The organism is Ornithinimicrobium carbonis, assembly GCF_977012275.1.
In genome coordinates this window covers 1,079,206-1,098,063 of record NZ_OZ348993.1, presented here as the reverse complement: position 1 = coordinate 1,098,063, position 18,858 = coordinate 1,079,206, and the positions used below count along the sequence as shown (strand labels likewise).

At 72.1% G+C, this 18,858-nt stretch carries 17 protein-coding genes and 2 tRNA genes; 13 read left to right on the top strand and 6 right to left on the bottom strand.

The genetic code is table 11. The features are described 5' to 3' along the window. Positions 1–538: 538 nt before the first annotated feature. The 8 genes from dnaN (at position 539) to ACWHYA_RS04950 (ending at position 10,846) form a co-directional block, all read left to right on the top strand. Positions 539–1,669, top strand: a complete 1,131-nt coding sequence (gene dnaN / locus ACWHYA_RS04985; RefSeq protein ID WP_425943410.1) for a DNA polymerase III subunit beta — start codon at positions 539–541, stop codon at positions 1,667–1,669. A gap of 100 nt (positions 1,670–1,769) precedes the next feature. Further along, positions 1,770–2,861 carry a phosphogluconate dehydrogenase (NAD(+)-dependent, decarboxylating) gene (gnd, locus tag ACWHYA_RS04980; protein WP_425943411.1) on the top strand — a complete coding sequence of 364 codons (1,092 nt, stop codon included), beginning with the start codon at positions 1,770–1,772 and terminating at the stop codon, positions 2,859–2,861. A gap of 24 nt (positions 2,862–2,885) precedes the next feature. After that, positions 2,886–4,109, top strand: a complete 1,224-nt coding sequence (gene recF / locus ACWHYA_RS04975; protein ID WP_425943412.1) for a DNA replication/repair protein RecF — start codon at positions 2,886–2,888, stop codon at positions 4,107–4,109. A 59-nt stretch (positions 4,110–4,168) separates the two neighbouring features. Then, positions 4,169–4,453 carry a hypothetical protein gene (locus ACWHYA_RS04970; protein ID WP_425943413.1) on the top strand — a complete coding sequence of 95 codons (285 nt, stop codon included), beginning with the start codon at positions 4,169–4,171 and terminating at the stop codon, positions 4,451–4,453. Then, positions 4,407–4,955, top strand: a complete 549-nt coding sequence (locus ACWHYA_RS04965) for a DUF721 domain-containing protein (protein ID WP_425943414.1) — start codon at positions 4,407–4,409, stop codon at positions 4,953–4,955. Before ACWHYA_RS04970 ends, ACWHYA_RS04965 begins: the two co-directional genes overlap by 47 nt. Before the next feature lie 228 nt (positions 4,956–5,183). Continuing rightward, positions 5,184–7,238 (top strand): DNA topoisomerase (ATP-hydrolyzing) subunit B, encoded by a 2,055-nt coding sequence (gene gyrB, locus ACWHYA_RS04960; protein WP_425943464.1) that lies wholly within the window; start codon positions 5,184–5,186, stop codon positions 7,236–7,238. Positions 7,239–7,346: 108 nt separating this feature from the next. Then, positions 7,347–10,067 (top strand): DNA gyrase subunit A, encoded by a 2,721-nt coding sequence (gyrA, locus tag ACWHYA_RS04955; RefSeq protein WP_425943415.1) that lies wholly within the window; start codon positions 7,347–7,349, stop codon positions 10,065–10,067. Continuing rightward, positions 10,064–10,846: a DUF3566 domain-containing protein gene (locus ACWHYA_RS04950; RefSeq protein ID WP_425943416.1), complete on the top strand. Its 783-nt coding sequence runs from the start codon at positions 10,064–10,066 to the stop codon at positions 10,844–10,846. The genes gyrA and ACWHYA_RS04950 overlap by 4 nt, the downstream gene beginning before the upstream one ends. Before the next feature lie 19 nt (positions 10,847–10,865). On the opposite strand, the gene ACWHYA_RS04945 is transcribed toward ACWHYA_RS04950, so the two are convergent. The 3 genes from ACWHYA_RS04945 to ACWHYA_RS04935 are packed head-to-tail and all read right to left on the bottom strand — an operon-like array spanning position 10,866 to position 13,007. Continuing rightward, the gene (locus ACWHYA_RS04945; protein WP_425943417.1) at positions 10,866–11,105 is read right to left on the bottom strand and encodes a helix-turn-helix transcriptional regulator; all 240 of its coding nucleotides are present in this window, start codon (positions 11,103–11,105) and stop codon (positions 10,866–10,868) included. 4 nt (positions 11,106–11,109) lie between these two features. After that, positions 11,110–11,997: an ABC transporter permease gene (locus ACWHYA_RS04940; protein ID WP_425943418.1), complete on the bottom strand. Its 888-nt coding sequence runs from the start codon at positions 11,995–11,997 to the stop codon at positions 11,110–11,112. Then, the gene (locus ACWHYA_RS04935) at positions 11,994–13,007 is read right to left on the bottom strand and encodes an ABC transporter ATP-binding protein (RefSeq protein WP_425943419.1); all 1,014 of its coding nucleotides are present in this window, start codon (positions 13,005–13,007) and stop codon (positions 11,994–11,996) included. Before ACWHYA_RS04935 ends, ACWHYA_RS04940 begins: the two co-directional genes overlap by 4 nt. Before the next feature lie 69 nt (positions 13,008–13,076). Between ACWHYA_RS04935 and ACWHYA_RS04930 the strand changes: the two genes are divergently transcribed. The 5 genes from ACWHYA_RS04930 to ACWHYA_RS04910 all read left to right on the top strand — a co-directional run bounded on the left by ACWHYA_RS04930 (position 13,077) and on the right by ACWHYA_RS04910 (position 15,624). Then, positions 13,077–14,387: an MFS transporter gene (locus ACWHYA_RS04930; protein ID WP_425943420.1), complete on the top strand. Its 1,311-nt coding sequence runs from the start codon at positions 13,077–13,079 to the stop codon at positions 14,385–14,387. After that, the gene (locus ACWHYA_RS04925; protein WP_431473325.1) at positions 14,384–15,115 is read left to right on the top strand and encodes a PIG-L deacetylase family protein; all 732 of its coding nucleotides are present in this window, start codon (positions 14,384–14,386) and stop codon (positions 15,113–15,115) included. Before ACWHYA_RS04930 ends, ACWHYA_RS04925 begins: the two co-directional genes overlap by 4 nt. A 118-nt stretch (positions 15,116–15,233) precedes the next feature. Further along, positions 15,234–15,310: transfer RNA gene (locus ACWHYA_RS04920), tRNA-Ile, on the top strand. Positions 15,311–15,340: 30 nt separating this feature from the next. Further along, the gene (locus ACWHYA_RS04915) at positions 15,341–15,472 is read left to right on the top strand and encodes a DLW-39 family protein (protein WP_425943422.1); all 132 of its coding nucleotides are present in this window, start codon (positions 15,341–15,343) and stop codon (positions 15,470–15,472) included. A gap of 79 nt (positions 15,473–15,551) precedes the next feature. Next, positions 15,552–15,624 (top strand) — tRNA-Ala (locus tag ACWHYA_RS04910). 220 nt (positions 15,625–15,844) lie between these two features. On the opposite strand, the gene ACWHYA_RS04905 is transcribed toward ACWHYA_RS04910, so the two are convergent. From ACWHYA_RS04905 to ACWHYA_RS04895, 3 genes are all read right to left on the bottom strand, one after another. Then, positions 15,845–16,894, bottom strand: coding sequence for a Fic family protein (locus tag ACWHYA_RS04905; protein WP_448095551.1), 1,050 nt, complete (start codon positions 16,892–16,894; stop codon positions 15,845–15,847). Between the two features lie 265 nt (positions 16,895–17,159). Next, positions 17,160–18,473 carry a HipA domain-containing protein gene (locus ACWHYA_RS04900; protein ID WP_425943423.1) on the bottom strand — a complete coding sequence of 438 codons (1,314 nt, stop codon included), beginning with the start codon at positions 18,471–18,473 and terminating at the stop codon, positions 17,160–17,162. After that, positions 18,470–18,736, bottom strand: coding sequence for a helix-turn-helix domain-containing protein (locus tag ACWHYA_RS04895; RefSeq protein ID WP_425943424.1), 267 nt, complete (start codon positions 18,734–18,736; stop codon positions 18,470–18,472). The genes ACWHYA_RS04900 and ACWHYA_RS04895 overlap by 4 nt, the downstream gene beginning before the upstream one ends. Positions 18,737–18,858: the final 122 nt, after the last annotated feature.

Here is an 18,858-nt window from a genome sequence, read left to right as displayed (position 1 = left end):
GTTGCTCACCGTTCACCGTCGCCCCACCGGCACCCCCTCACGCCCTCCCCGGCACCCGACGTCGACGGGGCACGACCCCGTCCGCGGCTGTGGACGACCTGTGGACGGACGGTGGATCGGCGCAGGTCAGCCTGGGGAGGGATGGGGGACGGTGCCGGACCTCGCTGGGGACGGCGCAGCACCGTCCACACCGGACCCCGACGGTGCACCGACGTGTCCACCAGGTGTGCACAGGGTGAACGACCTGCCCGCCACGCCGTCGGACCTGCACCGGAGCACCCGGCAGGCGGGGGTTGTCCACAGCGTCCACAGCCCCGATGACGATGACGACTCTCTCCATCTGTGGCAGATCCGTCCTGCGTCCCTGGGGACGGGGCACGACCCCGCGCGGACCGTCCGTGGCAGAGTGGGGCCGGCGGAGCCGACGAGGACCCGCAGGTGCAGGGGTGCTCGGGGCGTGTCATGCTTCTTCTCCGCGCGCCGCATCCCTCGGTGGTGCCGCTGGTCGTGATCCCTGTGAGCCGAAAGGCCGTGTGACGTGAAGTTCCGTGTCGAGCGCGATGTCCTCTCCGAGGCCGTGGCCTGGGTGGTCCGTGGCCTGAGCAACCGCCCGCCCGTGCCGGTCCTGGCCGGCGTGCTGATCACCGCCGACGAGGAGGGCACCCTGACCCTGTCGGCCTACGACTACGAGGTGTCCGCCACGGTCACCGTCGAGGCCGAGGTCACCGAGGGGGGCCGGGTGCTCGTCCTGGGCCGGCTGCTCGCCGACATCTCGCGCAACCTGCCGGACCGGCCCGTCGACGTGGCCACCGAGGGTGCCAAGGTGCAGCTGACCTGCGGGTCGAGCCGGTTCGCCCTCATCCAGATGCCGGTCTCGGACTACCCCCAGCTCCCGGCCCAGGTCGAGCCCGACGGGACCATCGAGGGGGACGTCTTCACCCAGGCGGTCCACCAGGTCTCGATCGCCGCCGACCGCGGTGACACGCTGCCCATCCTCACCGGGGTGCGGGTGGAGATCGAGGGCGAGAAGGTCACCCTGCTCGCCACCGACCGGTACCGGCTCGCGATGCGCGAGCTGACGTGGAGCCCGCGGTCCTCCGACGCCGCGCACGTGACCCTCATCCCGGCCCGCACCCTCTCGGAGACGGCCAAGTCCCTCGGTGCCTCGGCCTCCGTGGGGGTCGCCTTCGGCGACGCCGCCCGGGGGGACGGCCTGGTCGGCTTCGAGGCCGGTCGCCGGCGCAGCACCACCCGCCTCCTCGACGGCGAGTACCCCAAGGTCACCTCGATCTTCCCGACGAGCGTCGACACCGTCGCGGTGGTGGACACCCAGTCGCTGGTCGAGGCAGTTCGGCGGGTCGCCCTCGTGGCCGAGCGCAACACGCCGGTGCGGCTGCGCTTCTCGGAGGACCAGGTCGCCATCGAGGCGGGGACCGGGGACGACGCGCAGGGCTCGGAGGCGGTGGAGGCCACGCTCACCGGTCCCGAGATCGAGATCGCCTTCAACCCCCAGTTCCTGCTCGACGGCCTGGGCGTGCTCAACGCCCCCTTCGCCCGCCTCTCCTTCACCCAGCCGTCCCGGCCGGCCGTGCTGTCCGGGCAGGCCGAGGTCGACGGGGAGTCCGACGAGTCCTACCGTTACGTCCTGATGCCGGTGCGCACGTCCTGACGGTCGTCCGCACCCGCCCGGCACCCGTCCGCGGGGTGGTGGCCAGGCGTCGCAGCGGCGTCGCAGCCACGAGGAAGACCCGACCCATGAGGAGCAGCAGATGAAGATCGGCATGATCGGCCTGGGCAAGATGGGTGGCAACATGCGGGAGCGGCTGCGCCGCGCCGGCCTGGAGGTCGTCGGCTACGACCTCGACGAGAGCGCCCGCGACGTGGACAGCCTCGAGGAGCTGGTCGAGGAGCTGGAGGCCCCCCGGGTGGTGTGGGTGATGGTGCCGCACGGCGACCCGACCCGCTCGACCGTGGAGGCCCTGGGGGAGCTGCTCTCCGAGGGGGACATGGTCATCGAGGGGGGCAACAGCCACTTCACCGAGGACCGCGAGCTGGACGAGATCCTGGAGCCCAAGGGCATCGGCTACGTCGACTGCGGCGTGTCCGGCGGGATCTGGGGCCTGGACAACGGCTACGGCCTCATGTGCGGCGGACGCAAGGAGCACGTGGAGCTCGCGATGCCGGTCTTCGACGCGCTGCGGCCCGAGGGCCCGCGCGAGGAGGGCTTCGTGCACGCCGGCGACGTGGGGGCGGGCCACTACGCCAAGATGGTCCACAACGGCATCGAGTACGGCCTGATGCACGCCTACGCGGAGGGCTTCGAGCTGCTCACCGCCAAGGAGATCGTCAAGGACGTCAAGGGTTGCTTCCAGGCCTGGACCCGCGGCACGGTCGTGCGCTCCTGGCTCCTTGACCTGCTGGTCAAGGCGCTGGACGAGACCCCCGGCCTGGAGGGCATCAGCGAGTACACCACCGACTCCGGCGAGGGTCGCTGGACCGTGGAGGAGGCCATCGAGATGGCCGTGCCGATGCCGGTCATCAGCGCCGCCCTCTTCTCCCGGTTCGCCTCCCGCCAGGAGAACTCCCCGGCCATGCAGGCCGTCGCCGCCCTGCGGGGCCAGTTCGGCGGACACGCGGTCGAGATGCTCGACGACCCGGACACGCGGACCGAGGGCGAGGTCGAGGTGCACGGTGGCGCCGAGCCCAAGGAGGACGACGCGGACGAGCGCCGGGTCGGTGCGGAGGACGGCTCCGGCTCCTCGGACGAGGCGGCCACCGAGGCGGGGCCCTCCTCCGGCACCGGCAGGACCGAGGACGGTCAGGGCCCCACCTCCGGCAGCGGCGACACCGACCCCGCCTGAGCGGGCGGACGGCCTGACGCACCGGTGCACCTGCGCGAGCTCTCGGTCACCGACTTCCGCAGCTACCCCTCGGCGACCGTCGCGCTGGCACCCGGTGTGACGGTGCTGCTCGGCCGCAACGGGCAGGGCAAGACCAACCTGGTCGAGGCCGCCGGCTACGTGGCCACGCTGGGGTCGCACCGGGTCGCCCAGGACGCTCCGCTGGTGCGCGCCGGGGCCGACACCGCGATCGTGCGGGCCACCGTCGTGCACGACGGCCACGAGACGCTGGTGGAGCTGGAGATCGTGCCCGGGCGGGCCAACCGGGCCCGGGTGAACCGCTCGCCGGTCGGCCGGCAGCGGGAGGTGCTGGGCCACCTGCGCACGGTCCTGTTCGCCCCCGAGGACCTGGCCCTGGTCAAGGGCGACCCGTCCGAACGGCGTCGTCTGCTGGACGACCTGCTCGTGGCCCGGCAGCCCCGCTGGGCCGGGGTCCGGGCGGACTACGACAAGGCGCTGAAGCAGCGCAACGCGCTGCTGCGCCAGGCCTCCGGACTCTGGCGCGCCGGCCGCCGGGGGTCCGGACCCCGGCTGACCCCGGGAGAGAGCCTGGAGGAGGCGCGGGCCTCCGCCTCGGCGACCCTGGCGGTCTTCGACGACCAGCTGGCCCGTATCGGTGGGGCTCTGATCTACGCCCGGCTGCGCCTGCTGCGCGACCTGCGCCCGTACCTGGCCACGGCATACCGCACCATCGCGGACGCCGACACCCTCGCGGCCGCGACGTACCGCTCCTCGCTGCGGGCGGAGGTCGCCGACGCGATCGCCGAGGGGGCGGTACCCGACCAGGAGGAGCTGGTGGGCCACCTGCTCGCCACGCTCGAGGAGGTCCGTCCGCAGGAGCAGGAGCGCGGGGTCAGCCTCGTCGGCCCGCACCGGGACGAGCTGGTGCTCACGCTGGGGGACCTGCCGGCCAAGGGGTACGCCAGCCACGGGGAGTCCTGGAGCCTGGCCCTGGCGCTGCGGCTGGCGGGCTTCCACCTGCTGCGGCACGACCTGGGGACCGACCCGGTGCTGGTGCTCGACGACGTGTTCGCCGAGCTCGACAGCGGTCGCCGCCGACGGCTGGCCGAGCTGGTCGCCGACTGCGAGCAGGTGCTCGTGACCGCCGCCGTCCCGGACGACGTCCCCGCGGGCCTGCTCGCGGACGGGCAGGTTCTCGACGTGGTCCTGGGGTCGGTCGCCCCGCGGTCGCCGCAGACGCAGGAGTAGCGTAGGAGAGGCAGCAGCGAGGCCGCCTCACCCGACCGCGGCCCGGAAGGTGGGAGAGCATGGCTGGTCCGCGGGTGACGCCCACGCAGACGGGCATGATGTACGGAATGATCGCGGGGGCGGGGATCGGGGCGGTGATGTTCGCCCTGTCCGGCGACGTCCTCTGGATCGTCCTGGCCGGGGTGGGGGTCGCCCTCGGCCTGGGGATCGGGGCGACGGTCGAGCAGAGCCGGCGTCGCCGGGACGCGGATGGGAGAATCGCCGAGGACGGACACCGGGACGACGCAGGAGCAGACGATGGGCAGCGGAGCGACCCCTCCGGGGGAACCGGCGCTGCCCGGTGACGACGACCCGGGCCCGCTCGCGGCGGCGCACGAGGCGCTCGCCCGCGCGCGCCGGGCGGCCCGGGACCGGGGGCTGCGCCCCGGCTCACCCGCCGGCAGCCGGCGCCAGCGCCGGTCCCCCGCCACCTCGACGACCTCGCGCGACGACCGGGACCCGCACCCCGTGGGGGCCGAGATCGACCGCCTCGTCGCCGCCCGCGGCTGGGACACCGACGTGCAGGTCGGCTCGGTGGTGGGCCGGTGGTCCTCGATCGTCGGCGACCGGGTGGCCGGCAACGTCGAGGTCGTCGCGTTCGAGGGCACGACGCTGACCGTCCGGGCCGCCTCGACGGCCTGGGCCACGCAGATGCGCCTGCTCGTCTCCACCGTGCTGGGGCGCATCGAGGAGGAGGTCGGCGGGGGCGTGGTCACCGAGATCGTGGTGCGCGGACCCGGCGGACCGTCCTGGCGCAAGGGTCCGTTGTCGGCCGGTGGCCGGGGGCCGAGGGACACCTACGGTTGACGGCCTCGCAGAGGTCTCCGGACCCCCAGGGACGTGGTGGGGGTGGTCCCGCTGGTCGTTGCGGCCCCAGAACGCCGGCGACCGGCCGGAAAAGGCCTGTGGAATGCGGCTTCGGGGCCGTCCAACGGGTAACATCGACCTGTTGTCCGTTCCACGTCCCGTGGTCCCCCACCCACCCCGAGGAGCACCGTGCCCCAGGTCGGTCCCGAGATCCCTGACGAGCCGGCGATGCCGGAGCTGCCGGAGGCGACACCAGCAGAGGGGGATCCCGGGTCGCTGGCCACCACGCCCGCCTACGACGCCTCGGCGATCACCGTGCTGGAGGGGCTGGAGGCGGTCCGCAAGCGCCCGGGCATGTACATCGGCTCGACCGGTGAGCGCGGTCTGCACCACCTCGTCTACGAGATCGTCGACAACTCCGTCGACGAGGCCATGGCCGGCTACGCAGACGGGGTCCAGATCACCCTGCTGGCCGACGGTGGTTGCCGGGTGGTCGACAACGGCCGTGGCATCCCCACGGGCATGCACGAGGGTGAGGGCCGCCCGGCCGTCGAGGTCGTGCTGACCGTCCTGCACGCGGGCGGGAAGTTCGGCGGCGGCGGCTACAAGGTCTCCGGAGGCCTGCACGGCGTGGGCTCCTCGGTCGTCAACGCGCTGTCGGACCGGCTCGAGGTGGAGGTGCGCCAGCACGGGCGGGTCTTCCGCCAGGCCTACGAGCTGGGCGTCCCGGTGGCCCCCCTGTCCGAGGACGAGGAGATCCCGGCCGACGAGACCGGCACGACGATCACCTTCTGGCCCAGCCCGGACATCTTCGACGCGGTCGTCTTCGACTTCGAGACCCTGCGCGCCCGGCTCCAGCAGATGGCCTTCCTCAACAAGGGGCTGGCGATCACCCTCACCGACGAGCGCCCGGTGGAGACCGACGAGGACGTCGAGGCGGTGGAGGAGACCCAGGACGAGGCCGCGAAGGCCGAGAAGGACCGCAGCGTCACCTACCGATACGCCGACGGCATCCTCGACTACGTCAAGCACATCAACCGCTCCAAGCGCGCCGAGCCGATCCACGAGGAGGTCATCGCCTTCGAGCTGGAGGACAAGGACCGCGCCCTCAGCCTCGAGGTGGCGATGCAGTGGACGGCGGCCTACAGCGAGTCGGTGCACACCTACGCCAACGCGATCAACACCTACGAGGGCGGCACCCACGAGGAGGGCTTCCGCGCCTCGCTGACCCGCCTCGTCAACGACTTCGCCCGCACCAACAAGGTGCTGCGGGAGAAGGACGACAACCTCACGGGCGACGACGTCCGCGAGGGCCTCACCGCGGTCGTCTCGGTCAAGCTCGGCGAGCCGCAGTTCGAGGGCCAGACCAAGACCAAGCTCGGCAACTCCGAGGTCAAGGGCTTCGTCCAGGCCGCGATGACCGAGCGTTTCGGCGCCTGGCTGGACGCCCACCCCCGGGAGGGGCGCGCCATCGTCAGCAAGGCGGTGCAGGCCGCGCACGCCCGGATGGCGGCCCGCAAGGCGCGCGACGCCACCCGGCGCAAGGGCCCGCTGGAGAGCCTGGGTCTGCCCGGCAAGCTCAAGGACTGCCAGTCCAAGGACCCGGCGAAGTCCGAGGTCTTCATCGTCGAGGGCGACTCCGCCGGCGGCTCGGCCGTCTCGGGCCGCGACCCGCACACGCAGGCGATCCTGCCGATCCGCGGCAAGATCCTCAACGTCGAGAAGGCCCGGCTGGACAAGGTCCTGGCCAACCTGGAGGTGCAGGCCCTGATCAGCGGCTTCGGCACCGGGATCGGCGAGGAGTTCGACATCACCAAGGCCCGCTACCACAAGATCGTGGTCATGGCGGACGCCGACGTCGACGGGATGCACATCCGCACCCTGCTGCTGACCCTGCTGTTCCGCTTCATGCGCCCGCTCATCGAGCACGGCTACGTCTACCTGGCCCAGCCGCCGCTCTACCGGCTCAAGTGGACCAACGCCGACCACGAGTTCGCCTACACCGACCGCGAGCGCGACGCCCTCATGCAGGAGGGTCTGGCCAAGGGCCGTCGACTGCCCAAGGACTCCGGCGTGCAGCGCTACAAGGGTCTGGGCGAGATGAACCCCCAGGAGCTGTGGGAGACGACCATGGACCCCGAGACCCGCGTGCTGCTGCAGGTGACGATCGACGACGCGGCCGCGGCCGACGAGATCTTCGCAGTGCTCATGGGCGAGGACGTGGAGTCCCGGCGCGGCTTCATCCAGCGCAACGCCAAGGACGTCCGGTTCCTGGACATCTAGACCTGGAGCGCCCTCCGCCGCAGGCGTGCCGGGGGGTGGTCGGGGGGCGGAGCCCCCTGACTGACGGCATACCCGACCTGATCCGACCGAGCGCACCTGAGAGAGACGATGGCTGACGACGAGACGCCCGACGACGTGACGACCGACCTCCCCGACGAGGAGGGCGACGTCGAGGTGGACGTGGACGTGAACCCCGACCCGCGGACCGCGCCGGTGGACCGGTCCCCGGGAGACAGCGACCGGACCGAGGCGATCGACCTCAACGCCGAGATGCAGCGCAGCTACATCGAGTACGCGATGAGCGTGATCGTCTCCCGCGCCCTGCCCGACGTCCGCGACGGCCTCAAGCCGGTGCACCGCCGGGTCGTCTACGCGATGTTCGACGGGGGCTACCGGCCCGACCGCGGCTTCAACAAGTGCGCCCGTGTCGTCGGCGACGTCATGGGGCACTACCACCCGCACGGCGACAGCGCGATCTACGACGCCATGGTCCGGCTGGTCCAGCCGTGGTCGCTGCGCTACCCGCTGATCTCCGGGCAGGGCAACTTCGGCACCCCCGGCGACGAGGGCGCCGCCGCCCCGCGGTACACCGAGTGCCGGATGGCGCCGCTGGCCCTGGAGATGGTCCGGGACATCGACGAGGGCACCGTCGACTTCGTCGACAACTACGACGGCAAGACCAAGGAGCCCTCGGTCCTGCCCTCGCGCTTCCCGAACCTGCTGGTCAACGGCTCGGCCGGCATCGCCGTCGGCATGGCCACGCAGATCCCGCCGCACAACCTGCGGGAGGTCGCCAGCGCCGCGCAGTGGCTGCTGGAGCACCCCGAGGCCAGCCGCGAGGAGCTGCTCGAGAAGACCCTGGAGCTCGTGCCCGGGCCGGACTTCCCCACCGGCGCCCAGGTCCTGGGCAAGAAGGGCATCGAGGAGGCCTACCGCACCGGCCGCGGTTCGATCGTGCAGCGCGCGGTGGTGGAGGTCGAGGAGATCCACGGCCGCCAGTGCCTGGTCGTCACCGAGCTGCCCTACCAGGTGAACCCGGACAACCTGGTCCGCAAGATCGCCCAGCTGGTCAACGAGGGCCGCCTGGCCGGCATCGCCGACCTGCGCGACGAGACCTCCGGCCGCACCGGCCAGCGCCTGGTCATCGTGCTCAAGCGCGACGCCGTCGCCAAGGTCGTGCTCAACAACCTCTACAAGCACACCCAGCTGCAGGCCAACTTCAGCGCCAACATGCTCGCCCTCGTCGACGGGGTGCCGCGCACCCTGCCGATCTCGGCGTTCGTGCGCTACTGGGTCGAGCACCAGGTCGACGTCATCGTGCGCCGGACCCGCTACCGCCTCGACGAGGCCGAGAAGCGCATCCACGTGCTGCGCGGCTACCTCAAGGCCCTCGACATGCTGGACGAGGTCATCGCCCTCATCCGGCGCAGCCCGTCGGTCGACGACGCCCGCGAGGGGCTGATCCGGCTGCTGCAGATCGACGACATCCAGGCGCGGGCGATCCTGGAGATGCAGCTGCGGCGCCTGGCGGCGCTGGAGCGCCAGCGCATCATCGAGCAGCACGACGAGCTGCAGTCGATGATCGAGGACTACCACGACATCCTCGCCCGCCCCGACCGGCAGCGCACGATCATCAGCGAGGAGCTGGCCACCATCGTCGAGCGCTTCGGCGACGAGCGCCGCACGCGGATCGTCCCGGACGAGGGCGACATGTCGATGGAGGACCTCATCCCCGAGGAGGACGTGGTCGTCACGATCACCCGCGGGGGCTACGTCAAGCGGACCCCGGTGCGGGAGTACCGCCCGCAGAACCGTGGCGGCAAGGGCCGCCGTGGTGCGGCCCTGCGCGCCGACGACGTCGTGGACCACTTCTTCATCACGAGCACCCACCACTGGATGCTCTTCTTCACGAACAAGGGCCGGGTCTACCGCGCCAAGGCCTACGAGTTCGCCGAGGGCGGCCCGACCGGCAAGGGCCAGCACGTGGCCAACCTGCTGGCCTTCCAGCCCGACGAGCAGATCGCCCAGGTGCTCACCGTGCAGGACTACCAGCAGGCGCCCTACCTGCTGCTGGCCACCCGCAACGGGCTGGTCAAGAAGTCCCGGCTGGGCGACTACGACTCCCCCCGCTCCGGCGGCCTCATCGCGGTCAACCTCCGCGAGGGCGACGAGCTGGTCGGCGCCGGGCTCGCCTCGGCGCAGGACGACGTGCTGCTGGTCTCCCGCCAGGGCCAGTCCGTGCGCTTCACCGCCACCGACGAGCAGCTGCGCCCCATGGGGCGCGCCACCTCGGGCGTGACGGGTATGAAGTTCCGCGGCGACGACCACCTCCTGTCGATGTCCGTGGTCCCCTCGGGCGAGGACCCCTACGTCTTCGTCGTCTTCGAGACCGGGATGGCCAAGCGCACCCCGGTGTCGGCCTACCGGGTCCAGGGCCGCGGTGGGACGGGCATCAAGGTGGCCAAGGCCAGCGAGCGCGGGGGCGTGCTCGTCGGGGCGCTCACCGTCGACGAGGGTGACGAGGTGCTCGTCGTCATGGAGCGCGGCAACGTCGTGCGCTCCTCGGTGGACCAGGTCCGGATCACCGGCCGCGACACCTCCGGGGTGCAGTTCGCCAAGCCCGGTCGCAACGACTCGATCGTGGCGGTCGCGCGCAACACCGAGAAGAACGCGGTGGAGAACGTCGAGGAGATCGCCGCCGACGTCGACGACGTCGAGATCAATGTCGCGGACGGCGGGGATGACGTGCTCGCGCAGGCCGATGGCGTACCGTCGGACGAGGAGACGCAGGCCACCGACACCGACACCGGCACGGGAGACGACGCATGAGCACGACCCACGGCGCCCAGTCGGGCCCGCCCTCGTCCGGCGACGAGACCCAGGTGCACCCCCGGGTCCGTCCCGACGACGAGGGTGAGCGTGGGTCGGCGCCCGCGGCCGGGGAGGGCCGTCCGGCGGCGCCCGCCGCCGACGGCGACCAGCGGTCGACCGCCGAGAAAATGCGCGACGGTGCCATGGCCCGCACGGCCCAGGGCCGTGACCTGGCCGCCCGCAAGGCCCGCGCGCTGCGCGGCGCCACCGCCGGGCTGGCCTCCGGGTCGGCCGCCGGTGCCACGGCCGGGCGGGCCGCGGCCCAGCGACAGGGCGGTGGTGGACCGGCGGCCGGGACCGCCCGCACGACCGGCAACACCCGCCCCGGGGGCGCTCCTCGCGGTCGCCCGGCCCCTCGGCGCACCGGTCCCCGCCGCGTCCGCCTGACCGCCCAGCGGATCGACCCCTGGTCGGTGCTCAAGATCAGCTTCCTGGTCTCCGTCGCGCTCGGGATCGCCGGCGTCGTCATGGTCGCGGTGCTGTGGACCGTGCTCTCGGGCATGAACGTCTTCTCCACCATCAGCGACTTCTTCGTCCAGGTGACCAGCGGCGAGGCGGGCGGCCCCTCCTTCGACCTCATGGACTACTTCGGCTTCGGCCGGGTCGTCTCCCTGGCAGCGGTCCTGGGCGTGCTCAACGTCTTCCTGCTCACCGCGCTGGCGACGCTGACCGCCTTCCTCTACAACATCTGCGCCGCCCTCGTCGGCGGCGCCCAGGTGACGCTCTCCGACGAGTGACCTTGCCCGCCCGCCAGGCTCAGGCCCCGCTGCCCAGCCGCGGGAACGGATCCAGCGCGAAGACCACCTCGACCGGTACGTCGAAGAACCCTGCGATCCGCAGCGCCAGGTGCAGGGAGGGGCTGTACTCGCCCCGCTCCAGGTAGCCCACCGTCTGGTAGTGCACCCCCAGCGCCTCGGCCAGCTCGCGGCGGGACACCCCGCGTTCGGCCCGCAGCATCGCGATCCGGTTGTGGACCACCTCGCCCGTGGGTGCCATCGCCTCAGTAGCCCCGGCTCAGCACGCGCTGCCGCGCCTCGGCCACGGTGCTGCCCGACTGCCGCCGGGCCATCCGCCGCAGCAGCACGGGCGCCACGGCCAGCCCCACCACGGCCCAGGCGAGCAGCACGATCAGCGTGAGCCCGGTGCGCCACTCGCCTCCGATCTCCACCGCGGCGGCGGCGTCCGGCAGCACGACGGCACGCACCGCCAGGCCGATCCAGTAGAGCGGCGTGACCTGGGCGACCCACTGCAGCCAGGTCGGGAAGACGGTGACCGGGTAGAACACGCCGGAGACCGCCGCCATGGCGTACATCGCGATCATCGCCCACGCCAGGCCCATCATCGAGCGGAACGCCGACCCCAGGATCGCCCCCCAGGGCATCATCGCAGCCACCGCCAGCAGGTACACCAGCGCCAGCATGAGCCAGGAGCCCAGGTCGGCGGGCATCACCCCCGGCAGGAGCACGGCCGCCCCGACGACGGCGGGCACGACGGGCACCAGGGCGTCGACGGGGGTGACGACGAGCTTGGCGAGCAGGTGCCCGGTCATCCCGTGCGGCACCGCCTTGGCCCGCAGCAGGGTGCCGTCCTCCCGCTCGGTCTGCAGCTCGCCGGCGACCCCCATGACCGCGGCCGCGACGATGCCGAAGGCGAGGAACCCGGTGAGGATGTAGCCGCTCGTGGCCACGGCTCCCCCGCCCAGGTCCCGGTCGCGCAGCACCCACAGGACGACGAGCAGGACGGCGGCCAGCACGAGGGTGGAGATCCCGCCGGCGGTCGTGTACTTGCGCACCAGCGTCGTGCGCGCCTGCCGCAGGGCCGCCCCGAGGACGGCGCGCGGCACGGGCGTGCGGGACGGCCCCGGACGGGGCGCGGTCTCGGCGGTCATCGCAGGTCCTCCTGACCCGTGGACGGGGTGGGTCCTGCTGCGGCCGCTGCAGGGGGTGGCGCGCCGGGTGTCGCGGCGGGCTCCGTGTCGGGCCCAGGCAGCACCTGCAGGTCGGCCAGGTCCTCCCCGGCCTCGCTGCGCCGGACCAGGTCGAGGTAGACGTCCTCGAGCGAGGCCGCCCGCACCTCCAGCACCTGCACCTGCCCGGGACGGGCGGTGAGCACCTCGGTCAGGTATGCCGTGGGGTCGGGGGCCGCGTGCACGCTTACCCGGCCCGACCCCAGGTCGCGCAGGCGCACCTCGCTGGATCGCGACAGCTGCAGCCGCAGGGCGTCCGGCGTGCCGTCGGCCACGATCGACCCGCCGGCGAGGATGAGCAGCCGGTCGGCGACCTTCTCCGCCTCGGCCAGGTCGTGGGTGGTGAGCAGGATCGTGGTGTCCAGGTCGACGAGGTCGGCGACCAGGTCGTGCACGTCGCGGCGTCCCTCCGGGTCGAGCCCGGTCGTGGGCTCGTCGAGGAAGAGCAGCTCGGGCCGGCCGACCAGGCCGATCGCCACGTCCAGGCGCCGTCGCTGCCCGCCGGAGAGCCGGTCGATGCGCTGCCGGGCGTGCTCCCCCAGGCCGACCCGGTCCAGGAGCTCCTCGGTGGGCCACGGTCGGGGGACGGCCGCGGTGGCGTAGGGGGCGTAGTAGGACCCGGTGACCTCGAGCAGGTCGCGCACCCGCCAGGTGCCGTGGTCGCGCCAGCTCTGCAGCACCACGCCCACCCGCGACCGCCAGGCCTCCGGCGCGGACGCGGGGTCCTCGCCCAGCACGGTGACCGTCCCGGCCGAGCGGCGGCGGAAGCCCTCGAGGATCTCCACGGTGGTCGTCTTCCCCGCGCCGTTCGGCCCCAGGAGGGCCACCACCTGCCCGCGCGGCACGTCCAGATCGACCCCGTCGAGCACCACGTGGTCCCCGTACGCCATCGTCAGTCCCCGGCAGCTGATGACCGGCCCCGTCGCACCCATGGGACGGAACGTAGCAGACCTGCTACATGCGCGGCATACCCCCTGGGGTTCCATGGAACACTGGACGGTATGCCGCCCCGCACGCCCCCCGACCCCGCTCCGCCGCGCCTGGGGCTGGGCCCCAACCTGCCGCAGTTCGTCCTGCTCGTGGTCGTCAACGCCCTCGTCGGCGGCATGGTCGGCCAGCAGCAGACGGTGCTGCCGCTGCTGGCGGAGCAGGAGTTCGGGCTGACCGGCTACACGAGCGTGTTCACCTACGTCGTGGCGTTCGGCATCACCAAGGCCGCCGCGAACTACGTCGCCGGGACCGCGTCGGACCGCTGGGGGCGCCGCCCGGTCCTGCTCGTGGGGTGGCTGCTGGCCCTGCCCGTGCCCCTGCTGCTCATCTGGGCGCCGAGCTGGACCTGGGTCGTCGTCGCCAACGTCCTGCTCGGCCTGAGCCAGGGACTGACGTGGTCCACGACGGTCATCATGAAGATCGACCTCGTCGGACCGCGGCAGCGCGGCCTGGCGATGGGGCTCAACGAGGCCGCCGGCTACGGGGCGGTGTCACTGACCGCGATGGCCGCCGGCTGGCTGGCCGCCGAGCACGGCCTGCGCCCGGCGCCGTTCCTGCTCGGCCTGGCCTACGCGGTGCTGGCGATCGCGCTGGTCGCCCTCTTCGTCCGGGAGACCCGTGGCCACGCGCACCTCGAGGCGGCCGGGCACACCCCCCGGGCCGACGGGCTGCACGACCACCTGCACGCCGACCTGACCCCCCGCGAGGTCGCCGTGCAGACCAGCTGGCGCGAGCCGGCGCTGTCGTCGGCCAGCCAGGCGGGGCTGGTCAACAACCTGAACTTCGGCCTGTCGTGGGGGCTCTTCCCCCTGCTCTTCGCCTCCGCCGGACTGCCGGTCGCCCAGATCGGGGTCCTGTTCGCGCTCTACCCGGGGGTCTGGGGCGTGGGCCAGCTCCTCACCGGGGCACTGTCGGACCGGTGGGGGCGCAAGCACCTGGTCACCGGCGGCATGCTCACCCAGGCGGTGGCGCTCGTCGTCGTCGCGCTCGCCGACGGGTTCGGCGGGTGGGCGGTCGGCACGGTGCTGCTGGGCGCCGGCACCGCGATGGTCTACCCCACCCTCCTGGCGGTCGTCGGCGACGTGGCCCACCCCGCCTGGCGCGGTCGCGCCGTCGGCGTCTACCGCGTCTGGCGGGACCTGGGGTATGCCGTGGGCGCGCTCCTCGGCGGGGTGGTCGCCGACCTGTGGAACCTGCGCGCCGCGGTGTGGGCGGCCGCGCTGGTCAGCCTGGTGTCCGCGGTCGTCGTGGCCGTGCGGATGTACGAGACCCACCGCCCGGAGTCCGTGACCCCCAGGGCGCGGGCCGACGAGGAAGGATGAGGACCGTGGACGAGCAGCTGCAGGATCCCGCAGACCGGGTCGAGGACGGGGACTCCCCGGGCACGGGGGGCACCGGGCTGCCTGGTTGGGACTCGGTGCTGGCCGTCGTCGCGCACCCCGACGACGAGTCGTTCGGCCTCGGTGCGGTGCTCAGCGGGCTGGCCGACGCCGGTGCCGAGGTGTCCGTGCTGTGCCTGACCCGGGGAGAGGCCTCCACGCTGCACGGCGTCCCCGGCGACCTCACGGCGCTGCGGGCCGGCGAGCTGACCGCGGCGGCGCAGGAGCTGGGGGTCGGTGACGTGACGCTCCTGACTCACCCCGACGGTGCGCTCGCCGACGTCGACACCGGCGAGCTCGCCGAGCAGGTCGTGGCGATCGCCCGGCGGTCCGGGGCGCAGGCGCTGGTCGGGTTCGACCTCTCCGGGGTCAGCGGGCACCCCGACCACGTGGCCGCCACGCAGGTGGCGGTGCAGGCGGCGGACGTGCTCGGCATACCCGTCCTGGGGTGGACCCTGCCGGTGGGGGTCGCCCGGCAGCTGCGGGAGGAGTACGGCGCGCCGTTCGACGGGCACGAGGAGGTGGACGTCGACGTGGTGCTCCCGGTCGACCGGGAGCGGCAGCTGCGCGCGGTGCGCTGCCACGCCAGCCAGGCCGTGCCGGGGTCGGTCCTGTGGCGCCGGCTGGAGCTGCTCGGCGACACCGAGCACCTGCGCTGGCTGCGGCGGTGAACAGGGTCGGCGACCAGGCCGGACCCGGCCGTCGCGGAGGGCCTGCCGTTTTGGAGTCGGCCGCGTTGGTACGGTAATCTCGTGCGTCGCGTGCCGTGGTCCCCGGACCTGCTCGCACGGGCCTATAGCTCAGACGGTTAGAGCGCTTCCCTGATAAGGAAGAGGTCACAGGTTCAAGTCCTGTTAGGCCCACCAGACCATCCTCGACATCCCGGGAGGGACGAGATGAACCGCTTGCTCGTGCTGGCGGCGGCAGCCTTCGGGCTGGCGGCGCTGAAGAAGATGCAGGACACCCAGGCCGAGCGCGACCTGTGGGCCGAGGCCACCGACGAGGTGCCGACGAACCCTGGTCAGTGAGCGGTCCGTCCGACGCTGACGAGCGGCCCCGGCCGCCGCACAACTGAAACGGTGGTTCCCCGCGGCTGCGGCCGCGCACGGGGGCGTGGCGCAATTGGTAGCGCACCTGCTTTGCAAGCAGGGGGTTAGGGGTTCGAGTCCCCTCGCCTCCACCCAGGTCAGAGGCCCTTTCCGCTCCGCGGGGAGGGCCTCTTTCGTGCCCGTACCCCAGCAAAGTACGGCTGCAAACGCGTCGATTGTGCGCCTGACCTGCAGGTATGTGGTCACGCGCGTCCCCCCAGGCGTCCCCTGAGCTGACGGAGGGCGTCGTGCATGGCCTGGGACTACACCTCGCAGGTCCGCCCCGTACCCCAAGGAAAGTGCTGCAACGCCTCAGGCGCCCAGAAGGACGTCGAGGACGGCAGGGGCGAAGAAGCGGCGGCGGTAGGTCTGACCCGTTGACGAGAGGAGGCCGAGGTCGACCAGTTGTCCGACCAGGCCGTTGGCGCGGCCGTAGGAGAGGTCCAGGTCGCGCTCGACCTGTCGCACCGTGAAGGAGGGGTGTGCGACCGCGTAATCGACGAGGGTGTGGGCCTTGTCCGCGCGGAGAGACGAGGCGCGGATGGTCTCCTTCAGGTCGGACTGGACGTCGACGAGCCGCAGCATCTGTCCACGGGAGGTCTGCGCCGACTCCTCCAGCCCCTGGGCGAAGAAGGAGATCCACTGGTCCCACTCGCCGGCGCAGCTCACCGCCAGGAGACGGTCGTAGTACTCGGTGCGCCGTGCCTCGAACCAGGGCGACACCGTCAGCGTCGGCTCGCTGAGGACCCCGGAGGCGTAGAGCTGCAGGACGATGAGAAGGCGGCCGATGCGTCCGTTGCCGTCGTGGAAGGGGTGCAGGGTCTCGAACTGGTAGTGCGAGAGCGCCGAGACGACCACCGGGTCCATGGTGTCCCTGTGGTCCGCGGCCATCCAGCGCACCAGGTCGCGCATGTTCGCCTCGAGATCCAACCCGGGAGGAGGGGGGACGAACCTGGCGGCCTTGACCGGGAGCTCCCCGACGACGGCCGTCCGGCGTTGCCCGATGACGACCTGGATCGTCCTGATCTGCCCGGACGAAGGGCTCTCTGCCGGGGTGCCTCGGACCAGCGTTTGCTGGAGCTCGGCGAGCATGGGGACGGACAAGGTGCGCCCTTCGCTCACCCAGCGGAAGGCCAGATCGGCCATGGTCACGAAGTTGAGAACCTCGCGCATCGTGAGGCTCACCGGACCCTCGTCGTCGGCGGTCAGCACCGCGTGCAGTGGCTCGTACGTGCCCTCTAGCGCCGAGGTGCTCTGGGCCTCCCTCTGCAGTGAGGGTCGCCGGAGCAACTGGGGGTTGGGGAGTTGACGGGCCGTGCTGTCCAGTGCCGCGAGGGCTGCGCGCGCGTCGGCGACTCGCATCCATGTCTGGGGGCTCAGGTCGGGCAAGTCCTGCGTCAGTGGCGCGGGAACGAAGGCGGAGTGTGTCCACTCCCCGGATCGTGGGTCGACACCCGAGATCGGCACGAGGGTCCCGGTTCTGTTGTTCCCGAACATTTCGACGTCCACAATGTCAATCTACACGGAGATCACAGAAACTTCGTCGGTGTGATGTGCAGTAAGCGAACATGTCTCGCCCACAGCAGCAGTGATCGGGGCGTTCCCAGCAAGAGTCCTGTTCACAACCCTAGTCAGCCGAGTTCCGCGTGGCCTGGGACGCGCGTGGAAGCCGCGGAGCCCGCAGGTGGCCCTGCCGAGTGACGGCAGTGGCGACACGGCGGGCATCCTCGGCGAAGGGCGCGGGTGCGGCCTCAGCCGCTGCCAGGACTGCTTCGGGCAGGCCCGTGCGTAGGCGCTCCACGCGGTCCACAGCCTCGGTCGCCTCCAGACCCAGGCAGAGGCCGACGGCGACCCAGTCCTCGACGGTCACGTCGCGGACGAGCCAGGTGCGCCCCACCTTCATCGAGCTCCGCACCGCCTCGCCCCTCTTCAGGTACGGCGCATAGGACGCGACGTCGTAGAGGGGTGCCAGGGCCACCCGCGGCCCGCGCAGGAGCAGGGAGTAGTTCTTCGCGTGGGCGTCGGTTCCTCCGACCAGGACGTTGAAGGCAAAGGCGTCGAAGAAGGCCGACCGCACGGCATCGCGGTCCGCCAGGGCCAGCGTCGACAGGAGCGAGGCGACGGTCTTGACGCCGGGGCCGCCGTCCGACTGGTACTTCTTGGACGGTGGGTAGCTCATCGCCTGCAGAAGATTTTCCTGATGGAGGCGCATCCACACCCCGTCCTGTCCCCGGCCTCGGTCGTAGCGGGTGGAGACCAGCGTCCTGGCCCCGCCGACGTCGACCAGGTCCACCCGGGCGGCGCGCAGCCCCAGGAGACCCGCGGCACGCAGGCAGACGAACTCGTTGACGTGCAGGTCCTCGAAGTGGGTGTGGGCGTGGGTCGGCTTGAGGATGTGCGTGGTCGGCGTCGCGTCCTGGGGAACTCCCCACCCGCCGTCGTCCAAGCGATGGAGCGCCACCTTGTTCTGCGCTCCCGCCAGGCTCCACCGTCCTGAGCCGGCACCGACGTCCCAGCCGTGGTCGCGGACCGTCAGCCGCAGGAGAAGGTCCGAGAGCTCATCGTGGGTCAGCCGGCGGACGTCTCCGGTGCGTTGAGCTGCGTCAGGAGGGTCGACGTCGCCGGGAAGCACCTGCACGGCCCCCGCGGCATCGCGCCCGACGTGCCGGAGCAGGGCGAACGGGTTGCGCGGTGACACCTCGAACCTGCGACCCCACTCCTCCCGCACGGCAAGGTTGTCCGGGAGGAGCGCCTCGAGCCAGGCGGAGACGACACGGTTCGAGTGCCGCGAGCCACTCAGCGGCATGGAGAGCGAGAGCGGCGTGGGGTTCGCACGGGCGGTGTAGGAACTGTCGTAGGCAAAGGCGAGCGCCCCACCAGCGGTCTGCGCCAGCTGTCCGGCGAGGACGCCGTCGAGGTAGACGTTCAGGAATGCCATCATGAACGGTCCTCGAAGAGACCGGCGAACGGGTCATCGTCCGTGGCCTCGGCCGCGGGGGTGGTGACCAGGTCGACCGCGAGCCCTAGCGCGGCGAGGACGTCGAGCACCTTGCCCATCTCGACGGAGGGACCCTTCCCCGCTTCCACACGGGAGAGCCACTGGCGGGAGACCCCCGCCCGGTCCGCGAGGGCCTGCTGAGTGAGCCCGGCCTCACGGCGTGCTCGGCGCACCGCCGCACCGACGTCTCGGACCGTCCTGAGCATGCGACCCACCTCCCGACCGTAGATGTCACGGGTCTGTGACCTCTCGGAATGTCACAGTACTACGACATGTGCATTTGTTGTCGAACCGCGACATCTTCGTTGTCCACCAAATGCGCGGATCA

Coding starts and splice junctions, on each gene's coding strand:
- ACWHYA_RS04925 (WP_431473325.1), top strand. CDS start 14,384: ATGAGGACCGTGGACGAGCAGCTGCAGGATCCCGCAGACCGGGTCGAG.
- gyrA (WP_425943415.1), top strand. CDS start 7,347: ATGGCTGACGACGAGACGCCCGACGACGTGACGACCGACCTCCCCGAC.
- ACWHYA_RS04895 (WP_425943424.1), bottom strand. CDS start 18,736: ATGCTCAGGACGGTCCGAGACGTCGGTGCGGCGGTGCGCCGAGCACGC.
- ACWHYA_RS04950 (WP_425943416.1), top strand. CDS start 10,064: ATGAGCACGACCCACGGCGCCCAGTCGGGCCCGCCCTCGTCCGGCGAC.
- ACWHYA_RS04915 (WP_425943422.1), top strand. CDS start 15,341: ATGAACCGCTTGCTCGTGCTGGCGGCGGCAGCCTTCGGGCTGGCGGCG.
- ACWHYA_RS04900 (WP_425943423.1), bottom strand. CDS start 18,473: ATGATGGCATTCCTGAACGTCTACCTCGACGGCGTCCTCGCCGGACAG.
- ACWHYA_RS04965 (WP_425943414.1), top strand. CDS start 4,407: ATGGGCAGCGGAGCGACCCCTCCGGGGGAACCGGCGCTGCCCGGTGAC.
- ACWHYA_RS04945 (WP_425943417.1), bottom strand. CDS start 11,105: ATGGCACCCACGGGCGAGGTGGTCCACAACCGGATCGCGATGCTGCGG.
- ACWHYA_RS04935 (WP_425943419.1), bottom strand. CDS start 13,007: ATGGGTGCGACGGGGCCGGTCATCAGCTGCCGGGGACTGACGATGGCG.
- ACWHYA_RS04940 (WP_425943418.1), bottom strand. CDS start 11,997: ATGACCGCCGAGACCGCGCCCCGTCCGGGGCCGTCCCGCACGCCCGTG.
- ACWHYA_RS04970 (WP_425943413.1), top strand. CDS start 4,169: ATGGCTGGTCCGCGGGTGACGCCCACGCAGACGGGCATGATGTACGGA.
- ACWHYA_RS04905 (WP_448095551.1), bottom strand. CDS start 16,894: ATGCGAGTCGCCGACGCGCGCGCAGCCCTCGCGGCACTGGACAGCACG.
- gnd (WP_425943411.1), top strand. CDS start 1,770: ATGAAGATCGGCATGATCGGCCTGGGCAAGATGGGTGGCAACATGCGG.
- ACWHYA_RS04930 (WP_425943420.1), top strand. CDS start 13,077: ATGCCGCCCCGCACGCCCCCCGACCCCGCTCCGCCGCGCCTGGGGCTG.
- gyrB (WP_425943464.1), top strand. CDS start 5,184: ATGCCGGAGCTGCCGGAGGCGACACCAGCAGAGGGGGATCCCGGGTCG.